The sequence below is a fragment of the Nakamurella lactea DSM 19367 genome (assembly GCF_000426645.1).
GTDB lineage: Bacteria > Actinomycetota > Actinomycetes > Mycobacteriales > Nakamurellaceae > Nakamurella > Nakamurella lactea.
In genome coordinates this window covers 156089-179546 of record NZ_AUFT01000005.1, presented here as the reverse complement: position 1 = coordinate 179546, position 23458 = coordinate 156089, and the positions used below count along the sequence as shown (strand labels likewise).

22 protein-coding genes and 1 tRNA gene are annotated in these 23458 nt (G+C 68.2%); 11 read left to right on the top strand and 12 right to left on the bottom strand.

Annotated features, from left to right (window positions below; all coding sequences use genetic code 11):
* Positions 1 to 102: 102 nt before the first annotated feature.
* Together rpsA and K340_RS0104090 are read right to left on the bottom strand one after the other, a co-directional pair.
* Positions 103 to 1584 carry a 30S ribosomal protein S1 gene (gene rpsA / locus K340_RS0104095; RefSeq protein ID WP_029135775.1) on the bottom strand — a complete coding sequence of 494 codons (1482 nt, stop codon included), beginning with the start codon at positions 1582 to 1584 and terminating at the stop codon, positions 103 to 105.
* A gap of 228 nt (positions 1585 to 1812) precedes the next feature.
* The gene (locus K340_RS0104090) at positions 1813 to 2106 is read right to left on the bottom strand and encodes a GNAT family N-acetyltransferase (protein WP_029135774.1); all 294 of its coding nucleotides are present in this window, start codon (positions 2104 to 2106) and stop codon (positions 1813 to 1815) included.
* A gap of 104 nt (positions 2107 to 2210) precedes the next feature.
* On the opposite strand from K340_RS0104090, the gene K340_RS0104085 reads away from it, so the two are divergent.
* The 6 genes from K340_RS0104085 to K340_RS33820 all read left to right on the top strand — a co-directional run bounded on the left by K340_RS0104085 (position 2211) and on the right by K340_RS33820 (position 8411).
* Positions 2211 to 3197: a pirin family protein gene (locus K340_RS0104085; protein ID WP_029135773.1), complete on the top strand. Its 987-nt coding sequence runs from the start codon at positions 2211 to 2213 to the stop codon at positions 3195 to 3197.
* Positions 3198 to 3267: 70 nt separating this feature from the next.
* Positions 3268 to 4074 carry a class I SAM-dependent methyltransferase gene (locus K340_RS0104080; protein ID WP_051265028.1) on the top strand — a complete coding sequence of 269 codons (807 nt, stop codon included), beginning with the start codon at positions 3268 to 3270 and terminating at the stop codon, positions 4072 to 4074.
* A 157-nt stretch (positions 4075 to 4231) separates the two neighbouring features.
* Positions 4232 to 4954, top strand: coding sequence for a hypothetical protein (locus tag K340_RS0104075; protein ID WP_029135771.1), 723 nt, complete (start codon positions 4232 to 4234; stop codon positions 4952 to 4954).
* Between the two features lie 98 nt (positions 4955 to 5052).
* Positions 5053 to 5724 carry a signal peptidase I gene (locus tag K340_RS33825; RefSeq protein WP_051265026.1) on the top strand — a complete coding sequence of 224 codons (672 nt, stop codon included), beginning with the start codon at positions 5053 to 5055 and terminating at the stop codon, positions 5722 to 5724.
* A gap of 300 nt (positions 5725 to 6024) precedes the next feature.
* Positions 6025 to 7668 carry a sensor histidine kinase gene (locus K340_RS0104065; protein WP_029135770.1) on the top strand — a complete coding sequence of 548 codons (1644 nt, stop codon included), beginning with the start codon at positions 6025 to 6027 and terminating at the stop codon, positions 7666 to 7668.
* Positions 7668 to 8411: a helix-turn-helix transcriptional regulator gene (locus tag K340_RS33820; protein ID WP_051265024.1), complete on the top strand. Its 744-nt coding sequence runs from the start codon at positions 7668 to 7670 to the stop codon at positions 8409 to 8411. The genes K340_RS0104065 and K340_RS33820 overlap by 1 nt, the downstream gene beginning before the upstream one ends.
* A 9-nt stretch (positions 8412 to 8420) precedes the next feature.
* On the opposite strand, the gene K340_RS0104055 is transcribed toward K340_RS33820, so the two are convergent.
* Complete coding sequence (locus K340_RS0104055; RefSeq protein ID WP_029135769.1) at positions 8421 to 9032, bottom strand: hypothetical protein; 612 nt, start codon at positions 9030 to 9032, stop codon at positions 8421 to 8423.
* A gap of 50 nt (positions 9033 to 9082) precedes the next feature.
* The gene (gene polA / locus K340_RS0104050; protein WP_084614022.1) at positions 9083 to 11821 is read right to left on the bottom strand and encodes a DNA polymerase I; all 2739 of its coding nucleotides are present in this window, start codon (positions 11819 to 11821) and stop codon (positions 9083 to 9085) included.
* Positions 11822 to 12042: 221 nt separating this feature from the next.
* Here polA and K340_RS0104045 point away from each other — a divergent pair, with 221 nt between their 5' ends.
* Both K340_RS0104045 and K340_RS0104040 read left to right on the top strand, forming a co-directional pair.
* Positions 12043 to 12489 carry a hotdog fold thioesterase gene (locus K340_RS0104045; protein WP_051265185.1) on the top strand — a complete coding sequence of 149 codons (447 nt, stop codon included), beginning with the start codon at positions 12043 to 12045 and terminating at the stop codon, positions 12487 to 12489.
* A 45-nt stretch (positions 12490 to 12534) separates the two neighbouring features.
* Positions 12535 to 13746, top strand: a complete 1212-nt coding sequence (locus tag K340_RS0104040) for an SLC13 family permease (protein WP_051265182.1) — start codon at positions 12535 to 12537, stop codon at positions 13744 to 13746.
* A 22-nt stretch (positions 13747 to 13768) separates the two neighbouring features.
* Here K340_RS0104040 and K340_RS0104035 read toward each other — a convergent pair whose 3' ends face one another.
* Positions 13769 to 14440, bottom strand: a complete 672-nt coding sequence (locus K340_RS0104035; protein ID WP_029135765.1) for an FMN-dependent NADH-azoreductase — start codon at positions 14438 to 14440, stop codon at positions 13769 to 13771.
* A gap of 121 nt (positions 14441 to 14561) precedes the next feature.
* On the opposite strand from K340_RS0104035, the gene K340_RS27350 reads away from it, so the two are divergent.
* Together K340_RS27350 and K340_RS0104025 are read left to right on the top strand one after the other, a co-directional pair.
* Positions 14562 to 15050 (top strand): MarR family winged helix-turn-helix transcriptional regulator, encoded by a 489-nt coding sequence (locus tag K340_RS27350; RefSeq protein WP_161632049.1) that lies wholly within the window; start codon positions 14562 to 14564, stop codon positions 15048 to 15050.
* Positions 15051 to 15263: 213 nt separating this feature from the next.
* The gene (locus K340_RS0104025) at positions 15264 to 16160 is read left to right on the top strand and encodes a hypothetical protein (protein ID WP_154674064.1); all 897 of its coding nucleotides are present in this window, start codon (positions 15264 to 15266) and stop codon (positions 16158 to 16160) included.
* A gap of 193 nt (positions 16161 to 16353) precedes the next feature.
* On the opposite strand, the gene K340_RS0104020 is transcribed toward K340_RS0104025, so the two are convergent.
* The 6 genes from K340_RS0104020 to K340_RS0103995 all read right to left on the bottom strand — a co-directional run bounded on the left by K340_RS0104020 (position 16354) and on the right by K340_RS0103995 (position 22543).
* A complete protein-coding gene (locus K340_RS0104020) occupies positions 16354 to 17073 on the bottom strand; it encodes an ABC transporter ATP-binding protein (RefSeq protein WP_029135763.1) in 720 nt (239 codons plus the stop codon).
* Positions 17060 to 17971 carry an ABC transporter ATP-binding protein gene (locus tag K340_RS27345; RefSeq protein WP_051265179.1) on the bottom strand — a complete coding sequence of 304 codons (912 nt, stop codon included), beginning with the start codon at positions 17969 to 17971 and terminating at the stop codon, positions 17060 to 17062. Before K340_RS27345 ends, K340_RS0104020 begins: the two co-directional genes overlap by 14 nt.
* A 196-nt stretch (positions 17972 to 18167) precedes the next feature.
* Positions 18168 to 19349, bottom strand: a complete 1182-nt coding sequence (locus K340_RS0104010; protein WP_029135762.1) for a branched-chain amino acid ABC transporter permease — start codon at positions 19347 to 19349, stop codon at positions 18168 to 18170.
* A complete protein-coding gene (locus tag K340_RS0104005) occupies positions 19346 to 20386 on the bottom strand; it encodes a branched-chain amino acid ABC transporter permease (protein ID WP_029135761.1) in 1041 nt (346 codons plus the stop codon). The genes K340_RS0104010 and K340_RS0104005 overlap by 4 nt, the downstream gene beginning before the upstream one ends.
* Before the next feature lie 107 nt (positions 20387 to 20493).
* Complete coding sequence (locus tag K340_RS0104000; RefSeq protein ID WP_084614020.1) at positions 20494 to 21789, bottom strand: branched-chain amino acid ABC transporter substrate-binding protein; 1296 nt, start codon at positions 21787 to 21789, stop codon at positions 20494 to 20496.
* Between the two features lie 169 nt (positions 21790 to 21958).
* Positions 21959 to 22543: an ANTAR domain-containing response regulator gene (locus K340_RS0103995; RefSeq protein ID WP_037362641.1), complete on the bottom strand. Its 585-nt coding sequence runs from the start codon at positions 22541 to 22543 to the stop codon at positions 21959 to 21961.
* 192 nt (positions 22544 to 22735) lie between these two features.
* Between K340_RS0103995 and K340_RS0103990 the strand changes: the two genes are divergently transcribed.
* A tRNA-Leu gene (locus tag K340_RS0103990) sits at positions 22736 to 22809 on the top strand.
* Positions 22810 to 22820: 11 nt separating this feature from the next.
* Here K340_RS0103990 and K340_RS27340 read toward each other — a convergent pair.
* On the bottom strand, positions 22821 to 23405 hold the full coding sequence (locus tag K340_RS27340; protein WP_051265022.1) for a DUF998 domain-containing protein: 585 nt from the start codon (positions 23403 to 23405) through the stop codon (positions 22821 to 22823).
* Positions 23406 to 23458 lie beyond the last annotated feature (53 nt).

The following is a 23458-nucleotide window of genomic DNA, read 5'->3' as shown; positions in this document are numbered from 1 at the left end:
GTCCGTCGTCACCGAAAAACCACCTCGTGCAGAAGCCGGGACCGCCACCGAAAGATCTCGGTGGCGGCCCCGGCCTCATGACTGCTGTGGAACGAGCCGAACTCAGTTGCCGGCGAGCCGCTCGCGCAGCGCGGCCAGCTGCTCGTCGTTGACCAGCGACCCGGCCACCTCGGCCGGTGCACCGGTTTCGGTCGGCTCGGTCGCCGAGGTGTAATTGCCACCTTCGCCGTTGCCGGCGGCCTCCGCATCGGCGGCCTGGGCAGCAGCGATCTGCTTGAGGTGCTTCTCGTACACCTCGTGCGCGTCGGCGTACTGCTTCTCCCACGCCTCCCGCTGGGTGTCGTAGCCCTCGAGCCATTCGCCGGTGGCCACGTCGAAGCCCTCCGGCGGCACGAAGTTGCCCTGCTCGTCGTAGTGGTCGACCACGCCGTACTGGGCGCGCACCTCATCGAACTCGGTCTCGGTGGTGATGCCCTCGTTCGCCTGCTTCAGCGACAGCGAGATCCGGCGACGCTCCAGGTCGATATCGATGACGCGGACGAAGATCTCGTCCTCGACACCGACGACCTGCTCCGGGATCTCCACGTGCCGACCGGCCAGCTCGGAGATGTGCACCAGACCCTCGATGCCGTCGTAGACGCGGACGAACGCGCCGAACGGCACCAGCTTGGTGACCCGGCCCGGCACGACCTGGCCGATGGCGTGGGTGCGGGCGAAGTGCCGCCACGGATCTTCCTGGGTGGCCTTGAGCGACAGCGAGACGCGCTCGCGGTCCATGTCGACGTCGAGCACCTCGACGGTGACCTCCTGGCCGACCTCGACGACCTCGCTCGGGTGGTCGATGTGCTTCCAGGACAGCTCGGAGACGTGCACCAGGCCGTCGACGCCACCGAGATCGACGAACGCGCCGAAGTTGACGATGGAGCTGACGACGCCCTTGCGGACCTGGCCCTTGCCCAGCTGATTGAGGAATTCGCTGCGCACCTCGGACTGGGTCTGCTCCAGCCACTGCCGGCGGGACAGCACCACGTTGTTGCGGTTCTTGTCCAGCTCGATGATCTTGGCGTCCAGCTGACGGCCGACGTACGGCTGCAGGTCGCGGACGCGGCGCATCTCCACCAGCGAGGCGGGCAGGAAGCCGCGGAGGCCGATGTCCAGGATCAGGCCGCCTTTGACGACCTCGATGACGGTGCCGGTGACGACGCCGTCGGCTTCCTTGATCTCCTCGATCGTGCCCCAGGCGCGCTCGTACTGCGCGCGCTTCTTGGACAGGATCAGCCGGCCTTCCTTGTCCTCCTTCTGCAGGACAAGGGCCTCGACCTGCTCGCCGATCTCGACGACCTCATTGGGGTCGACATCGTGCTTGATGGAAAGCTCACGCGAGGGGATGACACCCTCGGTCTTGTAGCCGATGTCGAGCAGTACCTCGTCCCGGTCGACCTTGACGATCGTGCCCTCGACGATGTCGCCATCGTTGAAGTACTTGATCGTCGCGTCGATGGCGGCGAGGAAATCCTCTTCCGACCCGATGTCGTTGATGGCGACCTGCGGTGCGGTGGAAGTGGGGGCTGTAGGGGCTGACATGTGGTGGGTTGCTCCGTGGGCGGATCAGTTGTCGTTGGGACGCGGTGTCGTTGGGACGCGGTGTCGTTGGGACAAGTATTGGTGGGTGCCGTGCCGACGGGTGCCTGAACACCTGACGAACGACCTGCGAGATGCGCCCGAAAATCGCCGCCTGCTCCATTCCGAGGCAGCACGAGCACACAACGCACTCAACAGGCTACCCGAGCACGCTGTGAGCGCCAATTCCGCTCAGGGCCGGGGGCGCAGCAGCTCCTGGTAATCGGGATGACGCTGGATCCAGGCAGCAATGAACGGGCACTCGGCAACCACCTGCACGGTCCCGTCGTCCCGCAGTCCGTCCAGCGCCTGCCGGGCCAGCGCGCCACCGATCCCCCGGCCCTCGAACGCCGGGTCCACCTCGGTGTGCACGAAGACGATCCGACCTGGCTCGCGCCGATAGACGGCGAACCCGGCCAGCGCACCGTCCAGCCGCGCCTCGAAGCGATGCAGCTCTGAGTTGTCGGTGACCTCGACGTCGCTCATCGTCCCAGTGTGCGCCGGCGGGTGCACCCGGCGGCGCCCGGCCTGTGCCACGCTGGAGACCGGACCGCAGGCCCCAGACCGCACGCCGGAACGAGGTGCTCCCCATGAGCAATACCCAGGATCACCCGCAGCTGCTCGCCTGCGATCCGGCGAGCGCGGCGACGAGCACCGTTCAGGTCCTCGAGCCGCGCGAGGTTCCGCTCGGCGGCCCGCGGGCGATGACGGTCAGGCGCACCCTGCCGCACCGCAGCCGGTCGTTCGTCGGGGCGTGGTGTTTCGCCGACCACTATGGGCCGGATGATGTCTCCCGCAGCGGCGGGATGGACGTACCGCCGCACCCGCACACCGGGCTGCAGACAGTCAGCTGGCTGTTCTCCGGCGAGATCGAGCATCGCGACAGCGCCGGCAACCACGCAATGGTGCGGCCCGGCGAACTGAACCTGATGACCGGCGGACACGGCATCGCCCATTCGGAGGTGTCAACGCCGGCCACCACGGTGCTGCACGGCGCCCAGTTGTGGATGGTGCTGCCCGCGGCCGAAGCCGATGCTGCCCGCGACTTCCAGCACTACGTACCGAGGCCGGTGACGGTCGCCGGGGCGACCGTCAGGGTGTTCATCGGCGAACTGGCGGGCGGTCGTTCGCCGGTCCGTACCGCCACCGAGCTGCTCGGCGCCGAGGTCACCATCGATCAGGGCGCGGCCCTGCGCGCACCGGTGGACCCGACCCACGAGCACGCGGTGCTGGTCGACACCGGCGTCGTATCTTTCGATGGAACCCCTTTGACACCAGGGGATCTCGGCTGCCGGGACGTCGGCGCCGATACGGTCGAGATCATCAACACCGGCGATGCCCCGGCCAGGGTGCTGGTGCTCGGCGGCGAGCCGTTCACCGAGCCGGTGATCATGTGGTGGAACTTCATCGGACGTAGCACCGAGCAGATCGCCGCTTTTCGCGCCGAGTGGAACGATCCGGGTCCGGATCCGGCGTCGGGCCGGTTCGGTGCGGTGCCCGGATACCTCGGCGGCGTCGATCGGCTGCCCGCTCCGGAGATGCCGGCAACGCCACTACGGCCGCGGCGGCCCCGATGAGCGAGGGTCAGCGAGCGAACAGTGACACAGGTCGGGGAACCTGCGCGAGGAACGAGCGGCAGGAGGCCCGATGAATCTCGGGCCGACCCGGCCGAAGGTGATGCCCGCCGACCAGCCCACCTCCCGCTCCGCCAATCGACGCTGGTGGGACCACGACGCGGACGCGTATCACCTCGAGCACGGCACCTTCCTCGGCGACGCCGACTTCGTCTGGTGCCCGGAGAACGTCCGCGAGCAGGACGCCCGGCTGTTGGGTGAGGTGAGCGGCAAGCGGGTGCTGGAGGTCGGTTGCGGGTCGGCCCCGTGCTCGCGCTGGCTGGCCGGCCGGGGTGCCCGCCCGGTCGCCTTCGACGTGTCGATCGGGATGCTCGCGCACGGCACCGCGGCCGCCCGCCGATCGGGCATCGGTGTTCCGCTGGTGCAGGCGGACGTCTGCGAAATGCCGTTCGCAGCAAGTAGTTTCGATCTGGCGTTCGCTGCCTTCGGAGGTATCCCGTTCGTCGCCGATTCGGCCGGCGCGATGCGCCAGGTGTTCCGGGTGCTGCGGCCCGGCGGCCGCTGGGTGTTCTCGGTGACGCACCCGATGCGCTGGATCTTCCCGGACATGCCGGGCGAGGTGGGCATGACCGCGATCCAGTCGTACTTCGACCGTTCCCCCTACGTCGAGGTGGACGAGGACGGAGTCCCCGCGTACGCCGAGCACCACCGCACGATGGGCGATCGGATCCGCGAACTGGTCGGCGCCGGGTTCGTCCTCGACGACGTGATCGAGCCGGAGTGGCCCGAGGACTTCACCGGCACCTGGGGCCAGTGGACGCCCGAACGCGGCCAGGTGTTCCCTGGCACGGCGATCTTCGTGTCGCACAAGCCGTTCTGACGCTGCTCGCTGCTCACTTCCCGATCTGTCCGACTCCCCCAGTTCCCCAATTTTGACGATGTGCCTGGCGGGGTGGTTCGCCGACGCTTGCAGTGACCCGGCGGCCCAGAGCGTCGCACCCGAGTGGGGATGGGGGTCGGTGACGAAGGAGCGGTACATGAACAAGGGAAAGATCGCCAGGCTGGCGGGCTTCGTGGGGGCGCTGGGCATCTCCGGCGCCCTGGTCGCGATGGCCAGCAGCACCACTGGGGCGTACTTCACTGACGAAGTCGGCGGCAACCTGTCGGGGACCTCCGGCGTCCTGGACATCACCGCCAGCGGTCAGAACATCAACTTCACCGGCCTCAACCCGGGTTCGGACAAGGACCAGACGATCAACTTCCGGGTCAAGGGGAACTCGACCACCAGCGCCGATGTGTGGTTGGTGTTCGACAAGGAGTCTCCGGCGTACGGACAGTTCACCGGCGTCAAGACGACGAGTTACGGCTGGTACACCGGGGGCGGGCTGGGTGGCTACGGGCACTTCAAGGTCACCAGCGCTCAAGGTATGAGCTTCGAGTCCTACAACCTGCAGCTGCAGCAGGACTCGGCCGCGACCAACGCCTACAACAACGGCACCTGCCACGTTCACGCGAACGGGACCGGCGGTGACACCCACAAGGCAACGGGCCCGGACAACGCCACCCAGGCGGCGCCCGAGTGTGGTGTGCCGGCAGCGATCCAGATCGGGTCGAACATCGCCGCCGGAACCTCGAGCTGGGCAAAGGTGTCCTTCGGGCTGACCGGAAAGGCGACCGACCAGAACAAGGTGATGGTGGACGTCCCGTTCAAGGTCGTCGCCACCCAACCGGGAATACGCCCCGACGCCGCCAACTTCTGATCCGATGATGTTCTGACGTCGACAAACCACCGGCTACCGGACGGTGGGTGCGGCCCCGATTCCGCCCCACCGCCCGGCCTGACAGGAAAGGAGTCCGGGTGCACCGCAAGCGCAGGGGCCGACGCGTCACCTGGACCTTCGTCATTCTCGGTTTCCTGGGGGTGTTGGTAGCCGGCCTTGCCTTCTGGCAGGCCGGCTACCGGCCGTATGTGGTGCACACCGGATCGATGGCTCCGACCTACCGGCCCGGTGATCTGGTGATCGACCGGCCGGCGGCTCGGAGCTACCAGGTCGGCGAGGTGATCACCTTCCGGTACTCCGCGGACCCGAACGCCCTGGTGACGCATCGGGTCACCGAGGTGACAGCAAACGGATCGATCCACACCAAGGGCGACGCGAACCGAACGGCGGATTCCTGGACGATCCGGCCGGGCCTGGTCGTCGGCAGCGTCGCCACCTCGATTCCGCGGCTGGGCTATGTCGTCGTCTTCCTGCAGCAGCCGACCGGGCTGGCCGCACTGCTGGTCGCCGCGATCGCGGCGTACCTGTTGTGGGGCTTGTTCTTTCCACCGGCGCCGACAACGAGCGCGTTGTTCGCTCCGGCTGGTCCGTCGACCAACGCGGCCAGAATTGCGCCAAAGGCAGTTCCCGCAGTGGCTGCATCCCCCACTGCCGCCGATCCGGCGGCCGACTACCGGACCCCAACCCTTTCGCTGGTCCATTCAGGTGGATTCCCGGGCATTCGGCCCAGCGTGATGGACAATTCGTAACCGTCGGTCCCAGACTCAGATGAACGAGCAAGCACCAAACAACCGAATCCGTTTCAGCCGGTTTCCAGGATCGACGGGGCGATCCCGCCGGCGAACAGTTCGGGTCGGTATTTCGGCCCGTGCGACCTGCCGGGCGACCGGATCCGATCGGACGGGCACTGTCGGACCCGGCACCGATGATGTGCTGGTCGGTCGGGTTGACGGTCGTCGGGATTGACGGTCGTCGTGATTGACGGTCGTCGGGACTGATGGTCGGTCGGGTGTGGTGGTCGGTCGGGTGTGATGGAAGTGGGGCAAGGGGTGCCGAACGAAAGATCGTGGGACGGCGCGAGAACCGGCAGGCAGGCGCCGTACCGGGGGCCGGACCGGCGGGCGCAGGTTCCACCGAGCGAGCACCGCCGGATTTCGCTGGTGCTGCTGGTGACCTCACTGCTCGGGCTGGTCGTCTGGAGCGTATTGCTGTTCGCCGGGCGGTTCGATCCGGCCGGCGCCGGCAGTCAGCTCAAGGTGCTGGCCCGGTCGCTGGCCGCCGCACTGTTGCTTGCCGCCGGGGGTCTCCGGTTGGCCGCCTGGCGGCTGAGCGGGGTCGCCGAACCGGCCTGGCACGCGATTGGTCTGATCGTGATCGGTGTCGCGCTGTCGTTCGTGTCGGTCCTGGGCATCCTCGGCTCGGCGAGCAACCCGTTCGCCATGGTCCCCGGCCGCCAATTGTTGATCATCGTCGGCATCCTCGCCCTGCTGTTCGGCGCCTTCTCGGCCCCGATCCAGGGTGGATTGCGGCCGCTGCGGACGTTGGTGATGTTGATCGCGATCTCGCTGACGTTGGCGCTGGTGCTGGCCTACCGCACGACCAGCTGGCTGCCCGCCGAGACGATGTACGACTTCGCCCGCGGGGCCGAGTGGGTGGTCACCGGCCTATGGGCCGTACTTGCCGGTCACCATCTGTGGCAGGGTCGGCAGCAGGGCCGGGTCACCCAGCAGTGGGCCGGAATTGGTTTCGCGGTCCTGGCCGTCAGCGAGATGCTGCGCGCCACCGGCCTTTTCGGGCTGCAGTCCTGGACCCTGGCCGCCGGCTCCCAAGCCATCGCAGCACTGTTGCTGCTGGCCTCCGCGACCACCACCCTGTGGGAGCTGTTGTCCGCCAACGGCACCAAGACCCTGCGGCTGACCGGCGATCTGGAACTGGTGCGAACCGATCTGATGTCGATCGAACGGCATCAACGCGAGCGTCTGCATGATGCCCGGACCGCAGTGGTCAGTGTGCTCGGCGCGTCCCGACTGCTCAGCCGACCGGATCCGTCCAGCGGCATCGACCCGGCGCAGCTGCACCGGATGATGACCGCCGAACTGCACCGGCTCGGCGCAGTCCTCGATCCGCAGCAGCAGACCACGCTCACCGACTTCGACATCGCCGACGTGTTGGAGCCGTTGATCCTCGCCCACCGGATCGCCGGCGCCGAGATCTCCACGGACCTGCGCTCCACCGCGGTGGTCGGGCGCGCGCCGGCCTTCGCAACGGCGGTGGCGAACGTCATGTCCAACGCCCGAACGCATGCCGCAGGTAGCCCGATCCTCATCCGGTCCCGGCGCAGCGGCGACACCGTCGAGCTGACCATCGAGGACGACGGACCGGGCATCGCGGCGGCCGACCGGCAGCGCGTGCTGCTGCGCGGTGTCCGTGGCCAGGACGCTGCCGGCGAGGGATCCGGCATCGGCCTGTACACCGCCGAGGCGGCCATGCACGTCCAGGGAGGAACCCTGCGACTGGACGGCGGCCCGGACGGCGGAACCACGGTCACCATCACGCTCCCGGCGGCCCAGCCGCAGGCGCCGGCGCTGGCCACCGGAACAACGGGCGCGGCCGCCGCCGGCGTGCCGATCCCCCAGCAGCTGTCGCAACAGACGACCGCCGCGGCGATCCGGCCGCTCCGCGGGGTGGGCTGATGCCGTCCATCGTGATCGTCGACGACCACCAATTGCTGGCGGAGACCGTCCGAGAGGCCTTGCGGCGCGACGGTTTCGATGCGGTCGTCGTCGCCCCGGTCGGGGTCCCGGCCGGCGGTGCCGGCCCCGGTACCGCCGACCCGGTCGAATCCACCCTGGCCCGGATCCTTCAGATCGGTCCTGAGCTGGTGTTGCTGGATCTCGACCTCGGCGGGGCCGGCAGCAGTACCCCGTTGATCGCTCCGCTGGTCGCGGCCGGTATCCGGGTGCTGATGGTCACCGGGGTCCAGGATCGGCTGCAGATCGCCGAGACGCTGGGGCTCGGCGCGCTCGGTTACGTGCCGAAGGCGGACGGTTTCGACGCCCTGGTCGACGCGGCCGGCCGTGCGATGACGGCCGAGGGCCCGCTGGACCCGGTGCAGCATGCCACCTTCCGGCGGGAACTGGCTGACGCGCGGGCGGAAGGACAAAGGCTGCAGGCCGACCGGGATCGCGAGCTGGTGCCGTTTCGCCGACTCACCGAGCGGGAGCGAGAAACCCTGCAAGCGTTGAGCGATGGCCGCAGCGTCCGGGAGATCGCCGACGACTGGGTGGTCTCCGAGGCGACCGTTCGCAGCCATGTCCGCAGCCTGCTCAGCAAGCTGGGTACCAGCTCGCAACTACAGGCGGTGGCCAAGGCGGCGCGGCGCGGCTGGCTGTCCCGTGGCGACGCCGACCAGGCCGGGCAGACGACGCATCGCTGAGCCCAGGCGTCAGCCCAGGGACGCGAGGTAGGCGGCGCCACGTGGAGACAACCGGTATCCGACCTCGAGGCTGATCGTCAGACCCAGGGCCTTGAGTTTGCGGATGTCGGCCTTCATCGGCAGCAGGTCGCGGTCCAGCAGCGCGGCCAGTTCCTTGGACACGACGCCGGGATTGGCCGCGATCCATTCCAGGATCGGGCGGGTCCACGGTCCGGTCTTCTTGCCGGCGTCCAACTTGGCCACCGCTGCGGTCAGCTCGGCAAGGTCGGCGCCATCGGGGACTTGTTCCCGCAGCGTCAGCCGCGGGTCCTCCCCCAGGTAACGCATCCGAACCCGATAGACCCGGTCGCCGCCCTTGCTGCTCCGGGGGCCACTCCGGGCCGGGGCACCCGGCGCCAACCGCTTCCGCAGGGTCTCCGCGTCCGGCAGCCCGGCCGCCAGCGCGTCGGTGTCGGAAAGCGTTGCCAGATCGACGATCTCGTCGACGGCGTCGAACCCGACAATGCCGGCCGCCGTCAACTGGGTGGAGCCGATCTTGACCCTGGGTGCCTCCCAGCGACGGAAAGCGAGAGTGATCCGGCCGTCCCGGACACCCTCGGCGATCGGCTTCGGCAGCAACATCCTGGCTTCCTTGTCCTCTGGGGTGTGTGGCCACCCACGACGGTCGTTAGTTAGTGCGCTGCGGCGTCCCAATTGGCGCCGAGCCCGACCGAGACGTCCATCGGCACGTCCAGCCGGTACGCGCCGGCCATCTCCTCGCGCACCACGGCGGTCACCGCCTCCGCCTCGCCCTCGGCGACCTCGCAGACCAGTTCGTCGTGCACCTGCAGCAGCAGCCGTGACCTGAGCTTTTCCGTCTCGAGGCGGCGCTGCACGCTGACCATCGCGACCTTGATGATGTCGGCAGCCGATCCCTGGATCGGCGAGTTCAGCGCCACCCGCTCAGCCAGCTCACGCCGCTGACGGACGTCGCTGGTCAGATCCGGCAGGTATCGCCGGCGGCCCAGCAGCGTCTCGGTGTAGCCGTCCATCCTGGCCTGGTCGACGGTGGCCCGGAGGAAGTCGCGCACTCCGCCGAACCGGTCGAAGTAGGCATCCATCTGCTCCTTGGCCTCTTCGACGCTGATCTTCAGCTGGCCGGACAGGCCGAACGCCGACAGCCCGTACGCCAGCCCGTAGCTCATCGCCTTGATCCGCCGGCGCATCTCCGGCGTGACCTCCTCCTGCGGCACCCCGAACGCCCGCATGGCGACGAAGGTGTGCAGGTCCTCACCCGACCGGAACGCCTCGATCAGCCCGGCGTCGTGGGACAGGTGCGCCATGATCCGCATCTCGATCTGCGAGTAGTCCGCCGTCAGCAGCTCGTCGAATCCCGGTCCTGCGATGAAGGCCTTGCGAATCTGCCGACCCTCCGCCGTCCGCACCGGAATGTTCTGCAGATTCGGGTCGGTGGAGGACAGCCGGCCGGTGGCCGCGATGTTCTGCAGGTAGGTGGTGTGGATCCGGGCGTCGTCGCCGACGGACTTCTGCAGCCCCTCGACCGTGGTCTTCAGCTTGGTGACGTCCCGGTGCCGCAGCAGGTGCTGCAGGAACGGGTGTTCGGTCTTCTCGTACAGGGCGGTGAGCGCGTCCGCGTCGGTGGTGTATCCGGTCTTCGTGCGTTTGGTCTTCGGCATGTCGAGTTCGTCGAACAGGATCACCTGCAACTGCTTGGGCGAGCCGAGGTTCACCTCCTTGCCGATCACCCCGTAGGCCGCCTGCGCGGCCTCGGTCGCGGCCGCGGAGAAGGTGCTGTGCAACTCATCGAGGTAGTCGACGTCGACGGCGATGCCGGTGCGCTCCATCTGCCCGAGCACCGTCATCACCGGCAGTTCGATGTCGTTGAGCAGATCGAGCTGACCGCCGGCCGACAGCTGCGCCGCCAGTACCTCGGCCAGATCCAGCACTGCCCTGGCCTCGACCATCAGCGCGGTGTCGTCGACGCCGTCGTCCAACAGCGAGAGCTGGCCACCCGCGGCCGCGTCTTCGGTCTGCAATGTGCGGTGCAGGTAGCGCTGCACCAGGTCGCCGAGGTCGAATGAGCGCTGGCCGGGTAGCACCAGGTAGGCGGCCAGCGCGGTGTCGCAGGCGATGCCGTCGACCGGCCAGCCCCTGGCGACCAGGGCATTGATCGCCGGCTTCAGGTCGTGGCCGACCTTCGGCCGGGCCACGTCGGCCAGGAAGGCGCCGATCGCCGCGTCGTCGTCCGGGTCGATGGCCGACACGTCGACCACGGCGGCCGCGCCGTCGGGCGCGGCGAAAGACAGTGTGTGCACGTCGCCGGCGCCGGCGCCGAACGCGCCGCGCACCACCAGGCCGAGCCGGCCGGTGCCGCCGTGCTCATCCAGCCAGGCCCGCACGCCGCCCGGCTCCAACCGGCCGCCCTTCACGTCGAAGCCGCCCTCGACGCTGGTCTCGTCGGCCTGTTCGAAGATCTCCAACAGCCGCTCCCGGAGCACCCGGAACTGCAGGTTGTCGAAGATCGAGTGCACGGCCTCCCGGTCGTACGGGACCGCCTGCAGGTCGTTCGCCGGATCCGCCTCCACCGGCACGTCCCGCACCAGTTCGGTCAGCCGGCGATTCTGCAGCACGTTGGACAGGTTGTCCCGCAACGCGTTCCCGGTCTTGCCGGGGACCTCGTCGACCCGGTCGACCAGGGCGGTGAGCGAGCCGAACTCGCGGATCCACTTGGCCGCCGTCTTCTCCCCCACCCCCGGGATGCCGGGCAGGTTGTCCGACGGATCGCCGCGCAGGGCGGCGAAGTCGGGGTACTGGATCGGCGTCAGCCCGTATTTGGACTCGACCTCGTCGGGAGTGAACCTGGTGAGCTCGGAGACCCCGCGCTTGGGGTAGAGCACGGTGACCTGGTCGGAGACCAGCTGCAGCGCGTCGCGGTCGCCGGTACAGATCCGGACGGCCATCCCTTCGCCGGTGGCCCGAACGGTGAGGGTGGCGATCACATCGTCGGCCTCGAAGTTCTCCGCCGACAGCGCCGGGATCCGCATGGCCTCCAGCACCTGCTTGATCAGCTCGACCTGGCCCCGGAAGTCTTCCGGTGAACTGGATCGGTTGGCCTTGTAGGCAGCGAACTCCTCACTCCGCCAGGTCTGCCGGGACAGGTCGAAGGCCACCGCGACGTGGGTCGGCCGCTCGTCCCGCAACAGGTTGATCAGCATCGAGGTGAAGCCGTACACCGCGTTGGTCGGCTGCCCGGTGGTGGTGGAGAAGTTCTCCACGGGCAGCGCGTAGAACGCCCGATAGGCCAGCGAATGGCCGTCCAGCAGAAGCAGGGTCGGCCGTTCCCCTGCAGGGGTGGCCGGCGCCGCCACCTCGGTCGTTGCCGCCGTGGTCCCGCTGGTCGTCGCCGTCACCGTGTCTCCCCGCTCGTCCCTCGCGGGTCGACATCGTTCGGTGCCGACGGTTCACTCGCAAGCTCGTTCACGTGCCCGAGTCTAGATTCAGACTCCGACAGCCCTCACGTCCCGGTGACCAAGGAGCCGCAGCGATGACCGACCAGCCCGACCCGACCCAGCCGACCGCGCGCCCCGGCCCGCTGCCCGCCTTCTACCCGCCGGAGCAGATCGAGACCGGAATGCGGGAGTTGTTCGCCGCAATTGCCGCCGTCGCCGACGGCGGCGACCGGGTGGCGGTACTGGCCGCGGCCAACCGGGTGGGCGGCGAGCTGAACGCCATGATGGGAATCCGGATCGAGGAGTTCGGCCCCGACCGGGTGGCGGCCAGCATGCCAGTGGTCGGCAATCGTCAGCCTTTCGGGCTGTTGCACGGCGGGGCGAACGGGGTGCTGGCCGAGGCGCTCGGCTCCTTCCACGCCGCGCTGCTGGCCGGCCCCGGCCGGGTCGCCGTCGGTGTCGAACTGAGCTGCACCCATCACCGATCGATGACCGCCGGATCGGTAACGGGCGTCTCCACACCGGTGCACGTCGGCCGGACGATGATGACGTTCGACATCGTCATCTCCCGGGAGGACGGCGCCCGGGTCTGCACCGCTCGGCTGTCCTGCCTGGTCCGCGGCGGCTGACGGGTGTCCGCTGCGGCGGCCACCACGATCGGCGTCGTGGCATTGATGGCGGTGCTGGCGTTCGCCGTCATCCGCCCGCGGCACCTGCCGGAGGCGGTCGCGGCAGTACCGGCCGCCGGCCTGCTGTTGGCGCTGGGCATCGTCACCCCGACCCGGGCCTGGCGGACGATCGCCGAACTTGGCCCGACCCTGGGGTTCCTGGCAGCGATCCTGGTGATCTCGCAGCTGGCCGCCGCCGACGGGGTGTTCCGCTGGATCGGCGACCTGATGGCGCACCGCAGCGGCGGCTCGGCGCAACGATTGCTGCTGTTGGTTTTCGGCGTCGCCGGGGTCACTACGGCCGTACTGTCCCTGGATGCCACCGTGGTGCTGTTGACGCCGGTGGTGTTCGCAACGGTGCGCAGGCTGACGGTGCGGCCGTCCCCGCATCTGTACGCGACGGCGCACCTGGCGAACACCGCGTCGGTACTGCTACCGATCTCGAACCTGACGAACCTGTTGGCATTCCACGCATCCGGGCTGACGTTCCTGCACTTCGCCGCTCTGATGACGTTGCCATGGCTGGCCGCTCTGGCGGTCGAGTACCTGGTCTTCCGTGGCTATTTCGCCGGCGACCTGCGCGGTCGGGTCGAGGTCGTGCGCGGCGCCGCCGTGCGGCCGCCGCTGACCTCGCTGGTACTGATCGGACTGGTGCTGGCCGGGTTCGTGGTCGCGCCGGTGTTCGCCGTGCAGCCATGGGTGGTCGCCTCGGCCGGCGCCGCGGCGATGGCGGTCCGGGCGATGGTGCGTGGCCAGCGAGCCCCGGGCGCGATCCTGATGGCGGCGAACCCGCTGTTCATCCTGTTCGTCGGCGCCCTCGGCGTGGTGGTCGACGGCGTCACCGGACACGGCCTGCAGCAGGCGATCTCGACCGCACTGCCGGCCGGCGACAGCTGGCTCACCCTGCTGACACTGGCCGGGATCGCAGCGCTACTGGCCAATCTGCTGAACAACCTGCCGGCGACCCTGCTGCTGCTCGGCGCCATCACCGCCGCCGGGCCCGCGGCACCGACGGCGATCCTGGCGATTCTGATCGGGGTGAACATCGGCCCGAACCTCACCTACACCGGATCACTGGCCACCCTATTGTGGCGCCGGATCCTGGTGCGCAACGAGCACTCTGCCAGTCTGGCCACCTTCACCCGGCTCGGCCTGCTGACCGTCCCGTCGACGCTGCTGGCGGCGACCACGGCGCTGTGGCTGGCCGGCCGGTGGTAACAACGGGACAAGCGAAGCGCGGTCAGGACGCGGTCAACAGGCGATGGGTCACCGATCGCCCGACGACCCGCGCAGTGTCGTGCGAAGCGGCGAGCTGCTGCTTGGCCAGATCACGCAACTCCGCCATCTGTGGCGTCACCTCTGCCAGCGTCAGCTCGGTCTCGATCGTCTCGAGATCGAGTCCCCAGACATCGACCAGCACCCGCTGCATCCAGGCGGTCGCGTGGTCCCAACCCTCGCGCGGGGTGCCGGGACCGTAGCCGCCGCCCCTGGCTGTCACCAGAAAAGCGGGCCGGCCGGCAATGTCGTCGGCACCGGGAGCGAGCCGCGGGTCGGTGGAGACGATGTCGTACCAGGTCTTGAAATGCTGCGAGACGCCGAAGTTGTACATCGGCACGGCGAAGACCAGCGTGTCTGCGGAAGCCAGTTCGTCGGCGAGCTCGCCGGCCAGCTCGATCGCGGACCGCTGCTCGCCCGTTCGCTGTTCGGCCGGCAGCAGCCGGGACAGTGCGGCGTCGGCCCAGACCGCACCGCCGAGCGGCACGCTACCGACATCGCGGCGGACCACCGCCGGGTTCCCCAGCTCAGCGCTGATGGTGGCCTGCAGCGTGTCGGCCACCGCCCTGGTCACCGAGCCCTCGATCCGGATGCTGGCGTCCAGTCGGAAGATGGTGCTGCTGTTGCTGCCGGACATGGCGCTCCCGTCATCACGATCCCAACCCTGCTGGTCGATGATCTGCGCTACCGATCATATTGGCTACAGAACATCTGACAACGTGACCGTCGCCACAGGCGACCGCGGATACACTGGGCCGATGGCCGGGACCAGCACCCCACAGACGCGGGCATCCGTCGACTTCGGGCTGGCCCTCGGCGCACTGATGCGTCGCTACCATTCCGGCGCCACCCAGGCGGTCGCCGAGCTTCCCGGCGGCCCGCGCGGGTTCCAGGTGTTGGCCATCTCGGCCGCCGGTGGCTGCGAGAGCCAGGCCCAGATCGCCGAAAGGCTCGGCCTCGATCGCACCGTGATGACCTACCTGGTCGACGATCTGGAGAAGGCAGACCTGGTGGTCCGCCGGCCGGACCCGGTCGACCGCCGGGCCCGACAGATCCTGCTGACAGCCAACGGCCGCAAGGCTTTCGACGCGGCGACCCGGCGCCTCCAACACGTCGAACGCGAGGTGCTGGGCGAACTGACCGCCGCGGAGGCCCGGCAGTTCCGCGAGTTGCTCCAGCGGATCGTCGCGTCCACTCCCCCGGATCACGCGCCGGACTGCAGCGTCCCGGACCCCTGCGCCGGCTAGCCGCCACCCGCTAGCCGGCGGGCTCCCCTCCCACCCCGTGTTGATCATGGGCGACTGCCCGGCAAAACGGGTATCGCAGCGGCGCGTCGCGGGCTGCGCGCCATGATCATCACCGTTGCGGGGTTGTCCACCCACGACCGGTTGTCCACTGAATTACGCCGAGATTGTCTGATGCGGCCGAATGCACACCACGCTCGGCGGATGGACCCAGCAATGTTGCAGCTCGCACGCCGTCAGGGCGGCGTAATCCGGATGGCCCAACTACGGCAGGGCTACCGCTGGGAACGGATCTCGAAATGGGTCGGGCAGGGCCATTTGACCTCGCTCGGACGCGGTTGGCTCCAGCTTCCCGATCCGGATCACGACCTGATGGCGCGATTCACCCGCGCCCAGGCGCAGATCGCCGAGCCGCTGATCCTCTGTGGACTCAGCGCTGCCGACTACTACGGGTTCGGGGTGGTCACCGACAACAAGCTGCACGTGACCACCGCGGCGGGCCGATCGCTGGCGGCGCCTCAGGGGGTTGTCGTCCACCAGGCCCCGCCGCGCTCGCCGATTCTGGAGTGGCCGGACTTCCGGGTGATCGATCGGGTGGACGCGGCCGTCGACGGTGCGCGCGCTGTCACCGGCCTCGACGTGCTCGCTCAGCTCGACGCCGCGGCCGCGAAAGGTGTGACCGCAGAGGAGGTCTCGCGATCATTGTCGCTGGCCGGGCGTCGGCGCGGGGTGCTGCAGGTTCGCCGCTGGCACGGCTTCATGGCACACGACAGTGGCTCTGCCATGGAATCCAGAACGCGGACGCGCATCCTCGAGTACGGACTACCGGAGCCGGAAACTCAGATCCTCGTCGCCACACGGAGCGGCAACAGGTACCTCGATCTGGGCTGGGGGCGCTACCGACTCGGGCTGGACTACGAGAGCGAGGAGTTCCACACCGGGGACGGGAGAATGGCCAGCGACCGCCGCCGTCACAACGGGCTCACCGACGAACGTTGGACGATGTTCTATCCGACAGCCCGCGACATCTACACCGAACATCAGCAGTTCCTGGTGAAGGTCGAACGCGCGCTCAGAGCAGCGGGCTGGGACGGAGAGCTCACTCCGCGGTGACCGTGGTGCACCATTGTCCGCGGAGTGACGAACGACACCGATGATCATGGTGCCCGGCTCGCAACTCCACTGATGATCATGGCGCCCAGCCCGCAACACGCCGATCAGGTGTCCGATATGCCGTGCAGGGGCCCATGATCAACACTGGGGGGTGGGCGCACCGAGACGCGCAACAGGGCGTGCAACCTGGCGGTCAGGCGACGCCGAGGTAGGCCTCCTTGACCGACGGGTCGGCCAGCAGCTCCTTGCCACCGCCGGTCTTGATCACCTCGCCGGTCTCCAGGATGTAGGCCCGGTGCGAGCGTGAGAGTGCCTGCTGCGCATTCTGTTCCACCAACAAGATGGTGGTGCCCTCGGCGTTGATCTCGGAGACGATCCGGAAGATCTGTTGGATGATCATCGGGGCCAAACCCATCGACGGCTCGTCCAGCAGCAGCAGCTTCGGCCTGGCCATCAGGGCCCGGCCGATCGCCACCATCTGCTGCTCGCCGCCGGACATCGTGCCGCCGACCTGGCTGCGCCGCTCCGCCAACCGCGGGAACAACTCGAAGACGTGGTCCAGGGTCGCCTGGTACTCAGCCTTGGTGGCGAACTTGCGGGTGTAGCACCCCATGTCGAGGTTCTCCTGCACCGTCATCCCGGGGAAGACACCGCGGCCTTCCGGGGCCTGCACGATGCCCTCCAGCACGCGCAGGTGCGCCTTCATCTTGGTGATGTCCTGGCCATCAAACTTGATGGTGCCGCGGGTCAGCGGACGGATCCCGGAGACGGCCCGCATGGTGGTGGTCTTGCCGGCGCCGTTCGCGCCGATCAACGTCACCAGCTCCCCCGCCTCCACCGTCAGCGAGATGCCGTGCAGGGCCTCGATGCGGCCGTAACCCACGACCATGTCGGTGATCTCAAGCAGTGGCATCGTCCGGCACTCCCAGGTAGGCGGCGATCACGGCGGGATTGTTGCGGATGTCGACGGGCAGGCCCTCGGCGATCTTCTTGCCGAACTCCAGCACCACGATCCGGTCCGTCACACCCATCACCAGCCGCATGTCGTGTTCGATCAGCAGGACGGTGTAGCCGTCGTCGCGGATCTTGCGGATCAGGTCCATCAACGCCGACTTCTCGCTGGGGTTGAACCCAGCTGCCGGCTCGTCCAGGCAGAGCAGCTTCGGCTCGGTGGCCAGCGCGCGGGCGATCTCCAACCGCCGCTGGTCGCCGTAGGGCAGGTTCCGGGCCTTCTCGGTGGCTCGCTGTCCGATACCGACGAACTCCAGCAGCGCCATCCCGCGTTCCAGCGCGTCCTGCTCCTCCCGCCAGTGCCGGGGAACCCGGAACAGCGCCCCCGGCACGGAGGTCCGGTGCCGGGCGTCGGTCCCGACGGCGACGTTCTCCAGCGCCGTCATCTCGCCGAACAGCCTGATGTTCTGAAAGGTTCTGGCGATCCCGCGCCGGGTGATCTGGTTCCGCTTGAGCCGACCGAGCGGTACGCCGTCGAAGGCCACCGACCCGGACGTCGGTCGGTAGACGCCGGTCATCGCATTGAAGCAGGTGGTCTTGCCGGCGCCGTTCGGGCCGATCAGCCCGAGGATCTCGCCGCGACGGATGTCGAAGGTCACCGAGTCGAGGGCGACAAGCCCGCCGAACTTCATCGTGACGTCGCGCATCTGCATCAACGCTTCGCCGACCTCGACATGCGTCTCCCGTTGCGCAGCAACCATTTCGGCTACCAGTTTGGGATCGCCCAGCGCGGGATCGACGTCGGACAGGTCGACCGATTCGAGTTCGGAGATGGGCGGGAACTCGCCGAGTTCGACCACCGCCTCGTCGGCATCGCTCGCCTGCTGCGCCTCGTACCGGCCGGTGCCGGCCTCCTCGCTGTCCCATTCCGAGCGCTCGACCTGGCCGAACTCCGGATTCTCGTGGTCGGGCCTGTCGCGCTCACTCACGACGGCACCCCTCTCGTCACTCGGGGGCCGCCCTCGTTCAGCGCCGATGGTTCGTTCGCCAGCTCACTCACGATTGCTCCTCCCGTGATCGTCGGCCGGCTGCCTGCCAGATCTTGCGCCCGTACGCCAACAGCTTCTGCCGCACCGGAATCAGACCCTGCGGCCGGAACACCATCATGATCATCAGCGCCAGGCCGAAGATCAGGTACTTGTAATCGCCGATACCCAGGAACCGGTTGGGCAGGTACACGATGATGAAGGCGCCGAGGATCACCCCGAGCTTGTTGCCCTGGCCGCCGAGCACTACAGCACACAGGAACAGCACCGAGTTGATGACGTTGAAGTTGGTCGGCACCACGAACTGCACCTGACCGGCATACAGGGCACCGGACAGTCCACCGATCGAGGCACCGATGACGAATGCCCACAGCTTGAATTTGAAGGTCGGCACGCCCATGATCTCGGCGGCGTCCTCGTCCTCCCTGATGGCCACCCAGGCCCGGCCGACCCTGGAGCGCTCCAGGTTCCCGACGAACATCAGCACGACGATGATCAGCACGATCGACAGCCAGAACCACCACAGGCCGGAGTTGAACGGCTCAGCCGTGTTGCCGATGGAGAAGATGCCGAACGGATTCGCCTCGGTGACGCCGACCCGCGGGTAGGCGATGCCGGACAGGCCCTGTCCGCCGCCGGTGGTGTTCTCCAGGTTGTCGGCCAGCAACCGGACGATCTCACCGAAACCGAGGGTGACGATGGCCAGGTAGTCCCCACGCAATCGCAGGGTCGGCGAGCCGAGGATCAGCCCGGAGATCGCCGTCACTGCCACGGCCACCGGCAGCACCGCGAGCCAGGCCCATTTGTCGGACAGGAAGCCGTCCGCGCCGGTCTTGTTCCACGGGCTGTCCGGGCTGGTCAGCAATCCGACCGTGTAGGCACCGACGGCGTAGAAGCCGACGTACCCGAGGTCGAGCAGGCCGGCCGAACCGACCACGACGTTCAGCCCGATGGCCAGCAGGGCATACATGCCGAACTGCGCCATCACCGCGCCGAAATCGGTGTCCGGGGTGGTGAGCAGCGGTGGCCGGATCACCGGCATGGCGGCGATCAGCAGGATGATCGGCAGCCCCACGCCCCACTGGGCCGGGCGGGACAGTTGGTTCCACCACAGCCGCAGCCGATCGCCGACACCGACCGGTCCCGGCGACTTGGCCGCCGCCGCGCTGGTGGCACTCGTCGAGGTGCTCATGCCCGTGCCCTCCCCAGGGTCTCACCGAGAATGCCGGTGGGCCGGACCATCAGCACCAGGATCAGCACGACGAACGAAACCACGTCACGCCACCCGGACCCGAAGACGATCTGCCCGTAGTTCTCCAGAACGCCGAGCAGCAGCCCGCCGAGCAGTGCGCCACGCAGGTTGCCGATACCGCCGAGCACCGCGGCGCAGAACGCCTTGATGCCGAGGATGAAGCCGCCGGAGTAGATGATGCCGTTCGGGATCCGCAGCGTGTACAGCAGTGCAGCGGCGCCGGCCAGCACGCCGCCGATCAGGAAGGTCAGCATGATGACCTTCTCCCGCGATACGCCCATCAGCGTCGCGGTGGTCGGGTCCTGGGCGACTGCCCGGATGCCACGACCGAACTTGGTGCGATTGATGAACACGTCGGCGGCGAACGCCAGGATCAGCGCCGAGATGACGATGATCAGGGTGATGTTGGTGACCGAGCCGCCGAAGATGGTGAACTGCTGCTTCGACTCCACCAGCCGGATCGGCTGCTGGGCGTTGACGCCGCCCAGCTTGCCTCCGGTGAGCTTGGGCAGGATGAAGTGGACGAACTCCTGCAGCACGAACGACGCGCCGATAGCGGTGATCAGGAAGACCAGCGACGGGGCGTTGCGTTTGCGCAGCGGTCGGTACGCGACCCGCTCGAGCCCGACGGCGACCCCACCGGATACCGCCATCCCGACGATCATGGCGATGCCGAGGAAAACGATGGTCATCACCGCACCCTCGGCATACGCATTGCCGCTGGGCGAGAACCCCAGTATCATCAGCGCCGCGTACTGGCCGAACATGCCGAGCATGAAGACCTCGGAGTGCGCGAAGTTGATCAGCCGGAGCACGCCGTAGACCAAGGTGTAGCCGACCGCGACCAAGGCATAGATCGCGCCGTACGCGAGGCCGTCGATGGTCAACTGCCAGAAACTGTGGCCCAACGCGCTGATGTTGAAGTTGATGTCGCTGTCCGCGAGTGCAAAGACACTCGCTGCCCATGGGCCGGTCATCGTTCTCCTTCGCGCCGGAACTGCCCGTACATTCGCCTCGAACGGGCGGCGGTCGGGGGCGCCCCGTGAAGGCGGCGCCCCCGACCGTCACACCTGGTGCAGGTGCGTTACTGGACCTTGTAGATCCAGATCAGCGCCGCGGCGAGTTCACCCGTGGCGTCCCACTTGTATTCACGTGCCAGGCCCTGACCGCTGTAGTTCTTGACGAAGTCGATCATCCCGGCGCGGTCCTTCACACCGGAATCGATCGCCTTCAACATGATGGTGGTCAGGTCGTAACCCTCGACGGAGTACACGCCGGGTTCGGCGTTATTAAGGGTCTGGTACTCCTTGGCGAACGCTTCCGGAGCCGGACCGCACGGGCAGGACAGGATCGCGTCCTTGGATGCCGCGCCGGCCTGGGCGACGAACTGCGGATCGTTGGTGCCATCGGCAGAGACGAAGGTTCCGGTGAAGCCGCCATCGCGCAACTGGGCGACGAACGGCGCCGCCTCGGCGTAGTAGCCCGAGTAGAAGACCGCGTCCGGCGATGCGCCGGTGATCAGGCTGACGGTCGCGGAGAAGTCCTTGTCACCGGTCTTCACCTTGGCCGCGCAGGACGAGTCCGCCACCGATCCGAGCCCGGTGGTGATCTCCTTGGCCAGGCCGACGCCGTAGTCGGAGTTGTCCTGGACCACGCAGACCTTCTTGTACTTGAGCGTTTCCGCCATGTACTTGGCGACGGCCGGACCCTGGGTCGCATCGTTCGCCAGGCCGCGGAAGAAGGTCTTCCAGCCGTTCTTGGCCAGATCGGGGTTGGTGGCCGAGGCGGTCAGCGCCAGCAGGCCGGCCTGGTTGAAGGTGCCACCGGTCGCCTTGGTCTCGCCGGAGAACGCCGGCCCGAGCAGGCCGATCACCGACTTTTCGTTGACGATCTGCGGCGCCACCTGGGTCGCCTTCTGCGGATCACCTTCGGTGTCGAACGGCTTCATCTCGACCTGGCAGTCGGCATTGGCCTTGTTGTGCTTGTCCAGCGCCACCTTGGCGCCGTTCAGGATGTTGATGCCCAGCGCGGCATTCGGTCCGGTGAGCGCACCGGCCATCGCCAGGCTGATGCCGGAGCACTTGGCCTTGCCGTCACCTGCCGGATCGGCGGCGTCGGCGGCCGCGGCGGCCGGTACCTCCTTGCCGGTCTTGTCGATCTGCAGCTGCGGGACGATCTTCAGCCCGCCGGCATCACCCGTGCCGGACGTGGCCGACGACTCGGTGCCGGGAGCCGACGACTCGCCACCCGCGCCGGACGTCTCGCTGCCCGCCGCCGTTGTCCCCGATCCCCCGCCCGCTGTCGTGTCCGTGTTGTTCTTGCTTCCACAGGCAGCCAACGCCAGGGTGGCCACAGCCACCACGACGAGAGCGCCTCGCATCGAGAGACGATGCACGAGCCACCTCCGATGAGTCCGGCCCCGGTGTTCCGGGGCTGTCGGCGACGCCGACCCGCGGAACTTAACTCACTGGAGGGTCATTTTCGAAGAGGCCACTACGACACGTGACCAAATAGCGACCAGACTGCGAAGGCCGACACCCGAAAGCCGATCAGGACTTCTTGGACAAACCGTCCACTACCGCCTGTGCCACGGCCTGCATGGACGTCCGCCGGTCCATTGCCGTGCGCTGGATCCAGCGGAAGGCCTCCGGCTCGCTCATCTTCTGCGCCGTCATCAGCAGCCCCTTTGCCCGGTCGATCACCTTGCGTGCCTCGAGACGCTCGGTGACATCGGCGAACTCGGCACGCAGGGTCACCAGCTCCTGATGCCGTGCGACCGCCAACTCGATGGCCGGCACCAGGTCGGTCTGCGAGAACGGCTTCACCAGGTAGGCCATCGCGCCGGCGTCCTTGGCCCGATCGATCAGCTCCCGTTGGGAGAACGCGGTCAGCATCACCACCGGGGCGATCTGGTCGGCGACGATCTCGGCGGCCGCGTCGATGCCGTCCATGTTGGGCATCTTGACGTCCATGATGACCAGGTCGGGCTTGAGCTCCTTCGCGAGCGCAACGGCCTGCACGCCGTCGGCGGCCTCGCCGACCACTTCGAAGCCCTCGTCGGCCAGCATCTCTTTGAGATCAAGGCGGATCAATGCCTCGTCCTCGGCGATCAGCACCCGCTTGGCTGCAGTCATCGGCGACACCTCTTTCCCAGACCCGACTCGGGTGTTCGATCTACGGCGAGGCTTCAGACTAAACGCCGGGACGGGTCGTTCCGGGTGATTCGCCGCGTCTGGCGATGTGGCAAGAATGACGCTGCCGGGCCCGGCCCGGAGCACTCCGGCTGCCCGGTACGATGATCACCGCGGCCCTTCTGGGGGCGGCTGGCCCCCGTAGCCCAATTGGCAGAGGCAACGGATTCAAAACCCGTCCAGTGTGAGTTCGAGTCTCACCGGGGGCACCGACGACGTTCTAGCTCACCGCTCGCGGTTCACCCGGGTGCAGCGTCCGACCGGTACGGCCGCGCCGATCCCGCCGGATGAGCACGATGGCGACGGCCAACGGCCACAATGCCTGGGCGCCGGCCAACAGCCGTTCGGTGAGCCCGAGCCACCCGCCGGCCAACTGCACACCGAACCAGGCCAACAGGATGGTCAGCACCGCGGTCGCCAGCAGTCCGCCGACCCAGGACGGGACGCCCGAAACGGCCGGCCAGATCGCCAGTGCCACGAACGCGAGGCCGGCCATCGGCACATGCCCGGGGTTCGGTTGCGGTAGCGCCGCGACCACGATCGTCGCCAGGCCGCCGAGACCCAGGAGCACGCGGCTGACGGTGCGCGCCTCGGCCAGCCCGACGGCCGTCAGCAGGTAACCGGTTCCGACGACCGCCAGGGCGGCCGTCATGATCCACCGGTCGTTGGCTCCGGTGGCCGCCATCGCGCTGATGCTGTTGTGCACCGAGCTGTATCCGGCCGGCTGACGGGACACCGCGACCTCGGCGCCGCCGAACAGTGCCACCGGGGTGATCGCGGCGGACACCAACGTCGGCGTGTTCATGCCGTCGAGTCTGCTCCGTTGGTCGGATCCGCCTGCCCGATCCGACCGGGCCG

Excerpts from the sequence above, each read along its gene's own strand:
- rpsA (WP_029135775.1), bottom strand. The coding sequence starts at position 1,584 with ATGTCAGCCCCTACAGCCCCCACTTCCACCGCACCGCAGGTCGCCATC.
- K340_RS0104090 (WP_029135774.1), bottom strand. The coding sequence starts at position 2,106 with ATGAGCGACGTCGAGGTCACCGACAACTCAGAGCTGCATCGCTTCGAG.
- K340_RS0104085 (WP_029135773.1), top strand. The coding sequence starts at position 2,211 with ATGAGCAATACCCAGGATCACCCGCAGCTGCTCGCCTGCGATCCGGCG.
- K340_RS0104080 (WP_051265028.1), top strand. The coding sequence starts at position 3,268 with ATGAATCTCGGGCCGACCCGGCCGAAGGTGATGCCCGCCGACCAGCCC.
- K340_RS0104075 (WP_029135771.1), top strand. The coding sequence starts at position 4,232 with ATGAACAAGGGAAAGATCGCCAGGCTGGCGGGCTTCGTGGGGGCGCTG.
- K340_RS33820 (WP_051265024.1), top strand. The coding sequence starts at position 7,668 with ATGCCGTCCATCGTGATCGTCGACGACCACCAATTGCTGGCGGAGACC.
- K340_RS0104055 (WP_029135769.1), bottom strand. The coding sequence starts at position 9,032 with ATGTTGCTGCCGAAGCCGATCGCCGAGGGTGTCCGGGACGGCCGGATC.
- K340_RS0104045 (WP_051265185.1), top strand. The coding sequence starts at position 12,043 with ATGCGGGAGTTGTTCGCCGCAATTGCCGCCGTCGCCGACGGCGGCGAC.
- K340_RS0104040 (WP_051265182.1), top strand. The coding sequence starts at position 12,535 with ATGGCGGTGCTGGCGTTCGCCGTCATCCGCCCGCGGCACCTGCCGGAG.
- K340_RS0104035 (WP_029135765.1), bottom strand. The coding sequence starts at position 14,440 with ATGTCCGGCAGCAACAGCAGCACCATCTTCCGACTGGACGCCAGCATC.
- K340_RS27350 (WP_161632049.1), top strand. The coding sequence starts at position 14,562 with ATGGCCGGGACCAGCACCCCACAGACGCGGGCATCCGTCGACTTCGGG.
- K340_RS0104025 (WP_154674064.1), top strand. The coding sequence starts at position 15,264 with ATGTTGCAGCTCGCACGCCGTCAGGGCGGCGTAATCCGGATGGCCCAA.
- K340_RS0104020 (WP_029135763.1), bottom strand. The coding sequence starts at position 17,073 with ATGCCACTGCTTGAGATCACCGACATGGTCGTGGGTTACGGCCGCATC.
- K340_RS0104010 (WP_029135762.1), bottom strand. The coding sequence starts at position 19,349 with ATGAGCACCTCGACGAGTGCCACCAGCGCGGCGGCGGCCAAGTCGCCG.
- K340_RS0104005 (WP_029135761.1), bottom strand. The coding sequence starts at position 20,386 with ATGACCGGCCCATGGGCAGCGAGTGTCTTTGCACTCGCGGACAGCGAC.
- K340_RS0104000 (WP_084614020.1), bottom strand. The coding sequence starts at position 21,789 with ATGCGAGGCGCTCTCGTCGTGGTGGCTGTGGCCACCCTGGCGTTGGCT.
- K340_RS0103995 (WP_037362641.1), bottom strand. The coding sequence starts at position 22,543 with ATGACTGCAGCCAAGCGGGTGCTGATCGCCGAGGACGAGGCATTGATC.
- K340_RS27340 (WP_051265022.1), bottom strand. The coding sequence starts at position 23,405 with ATGAACACGCCGACGTTGGTGTCCGCCGCGATCACCCCGGTGGCACTG.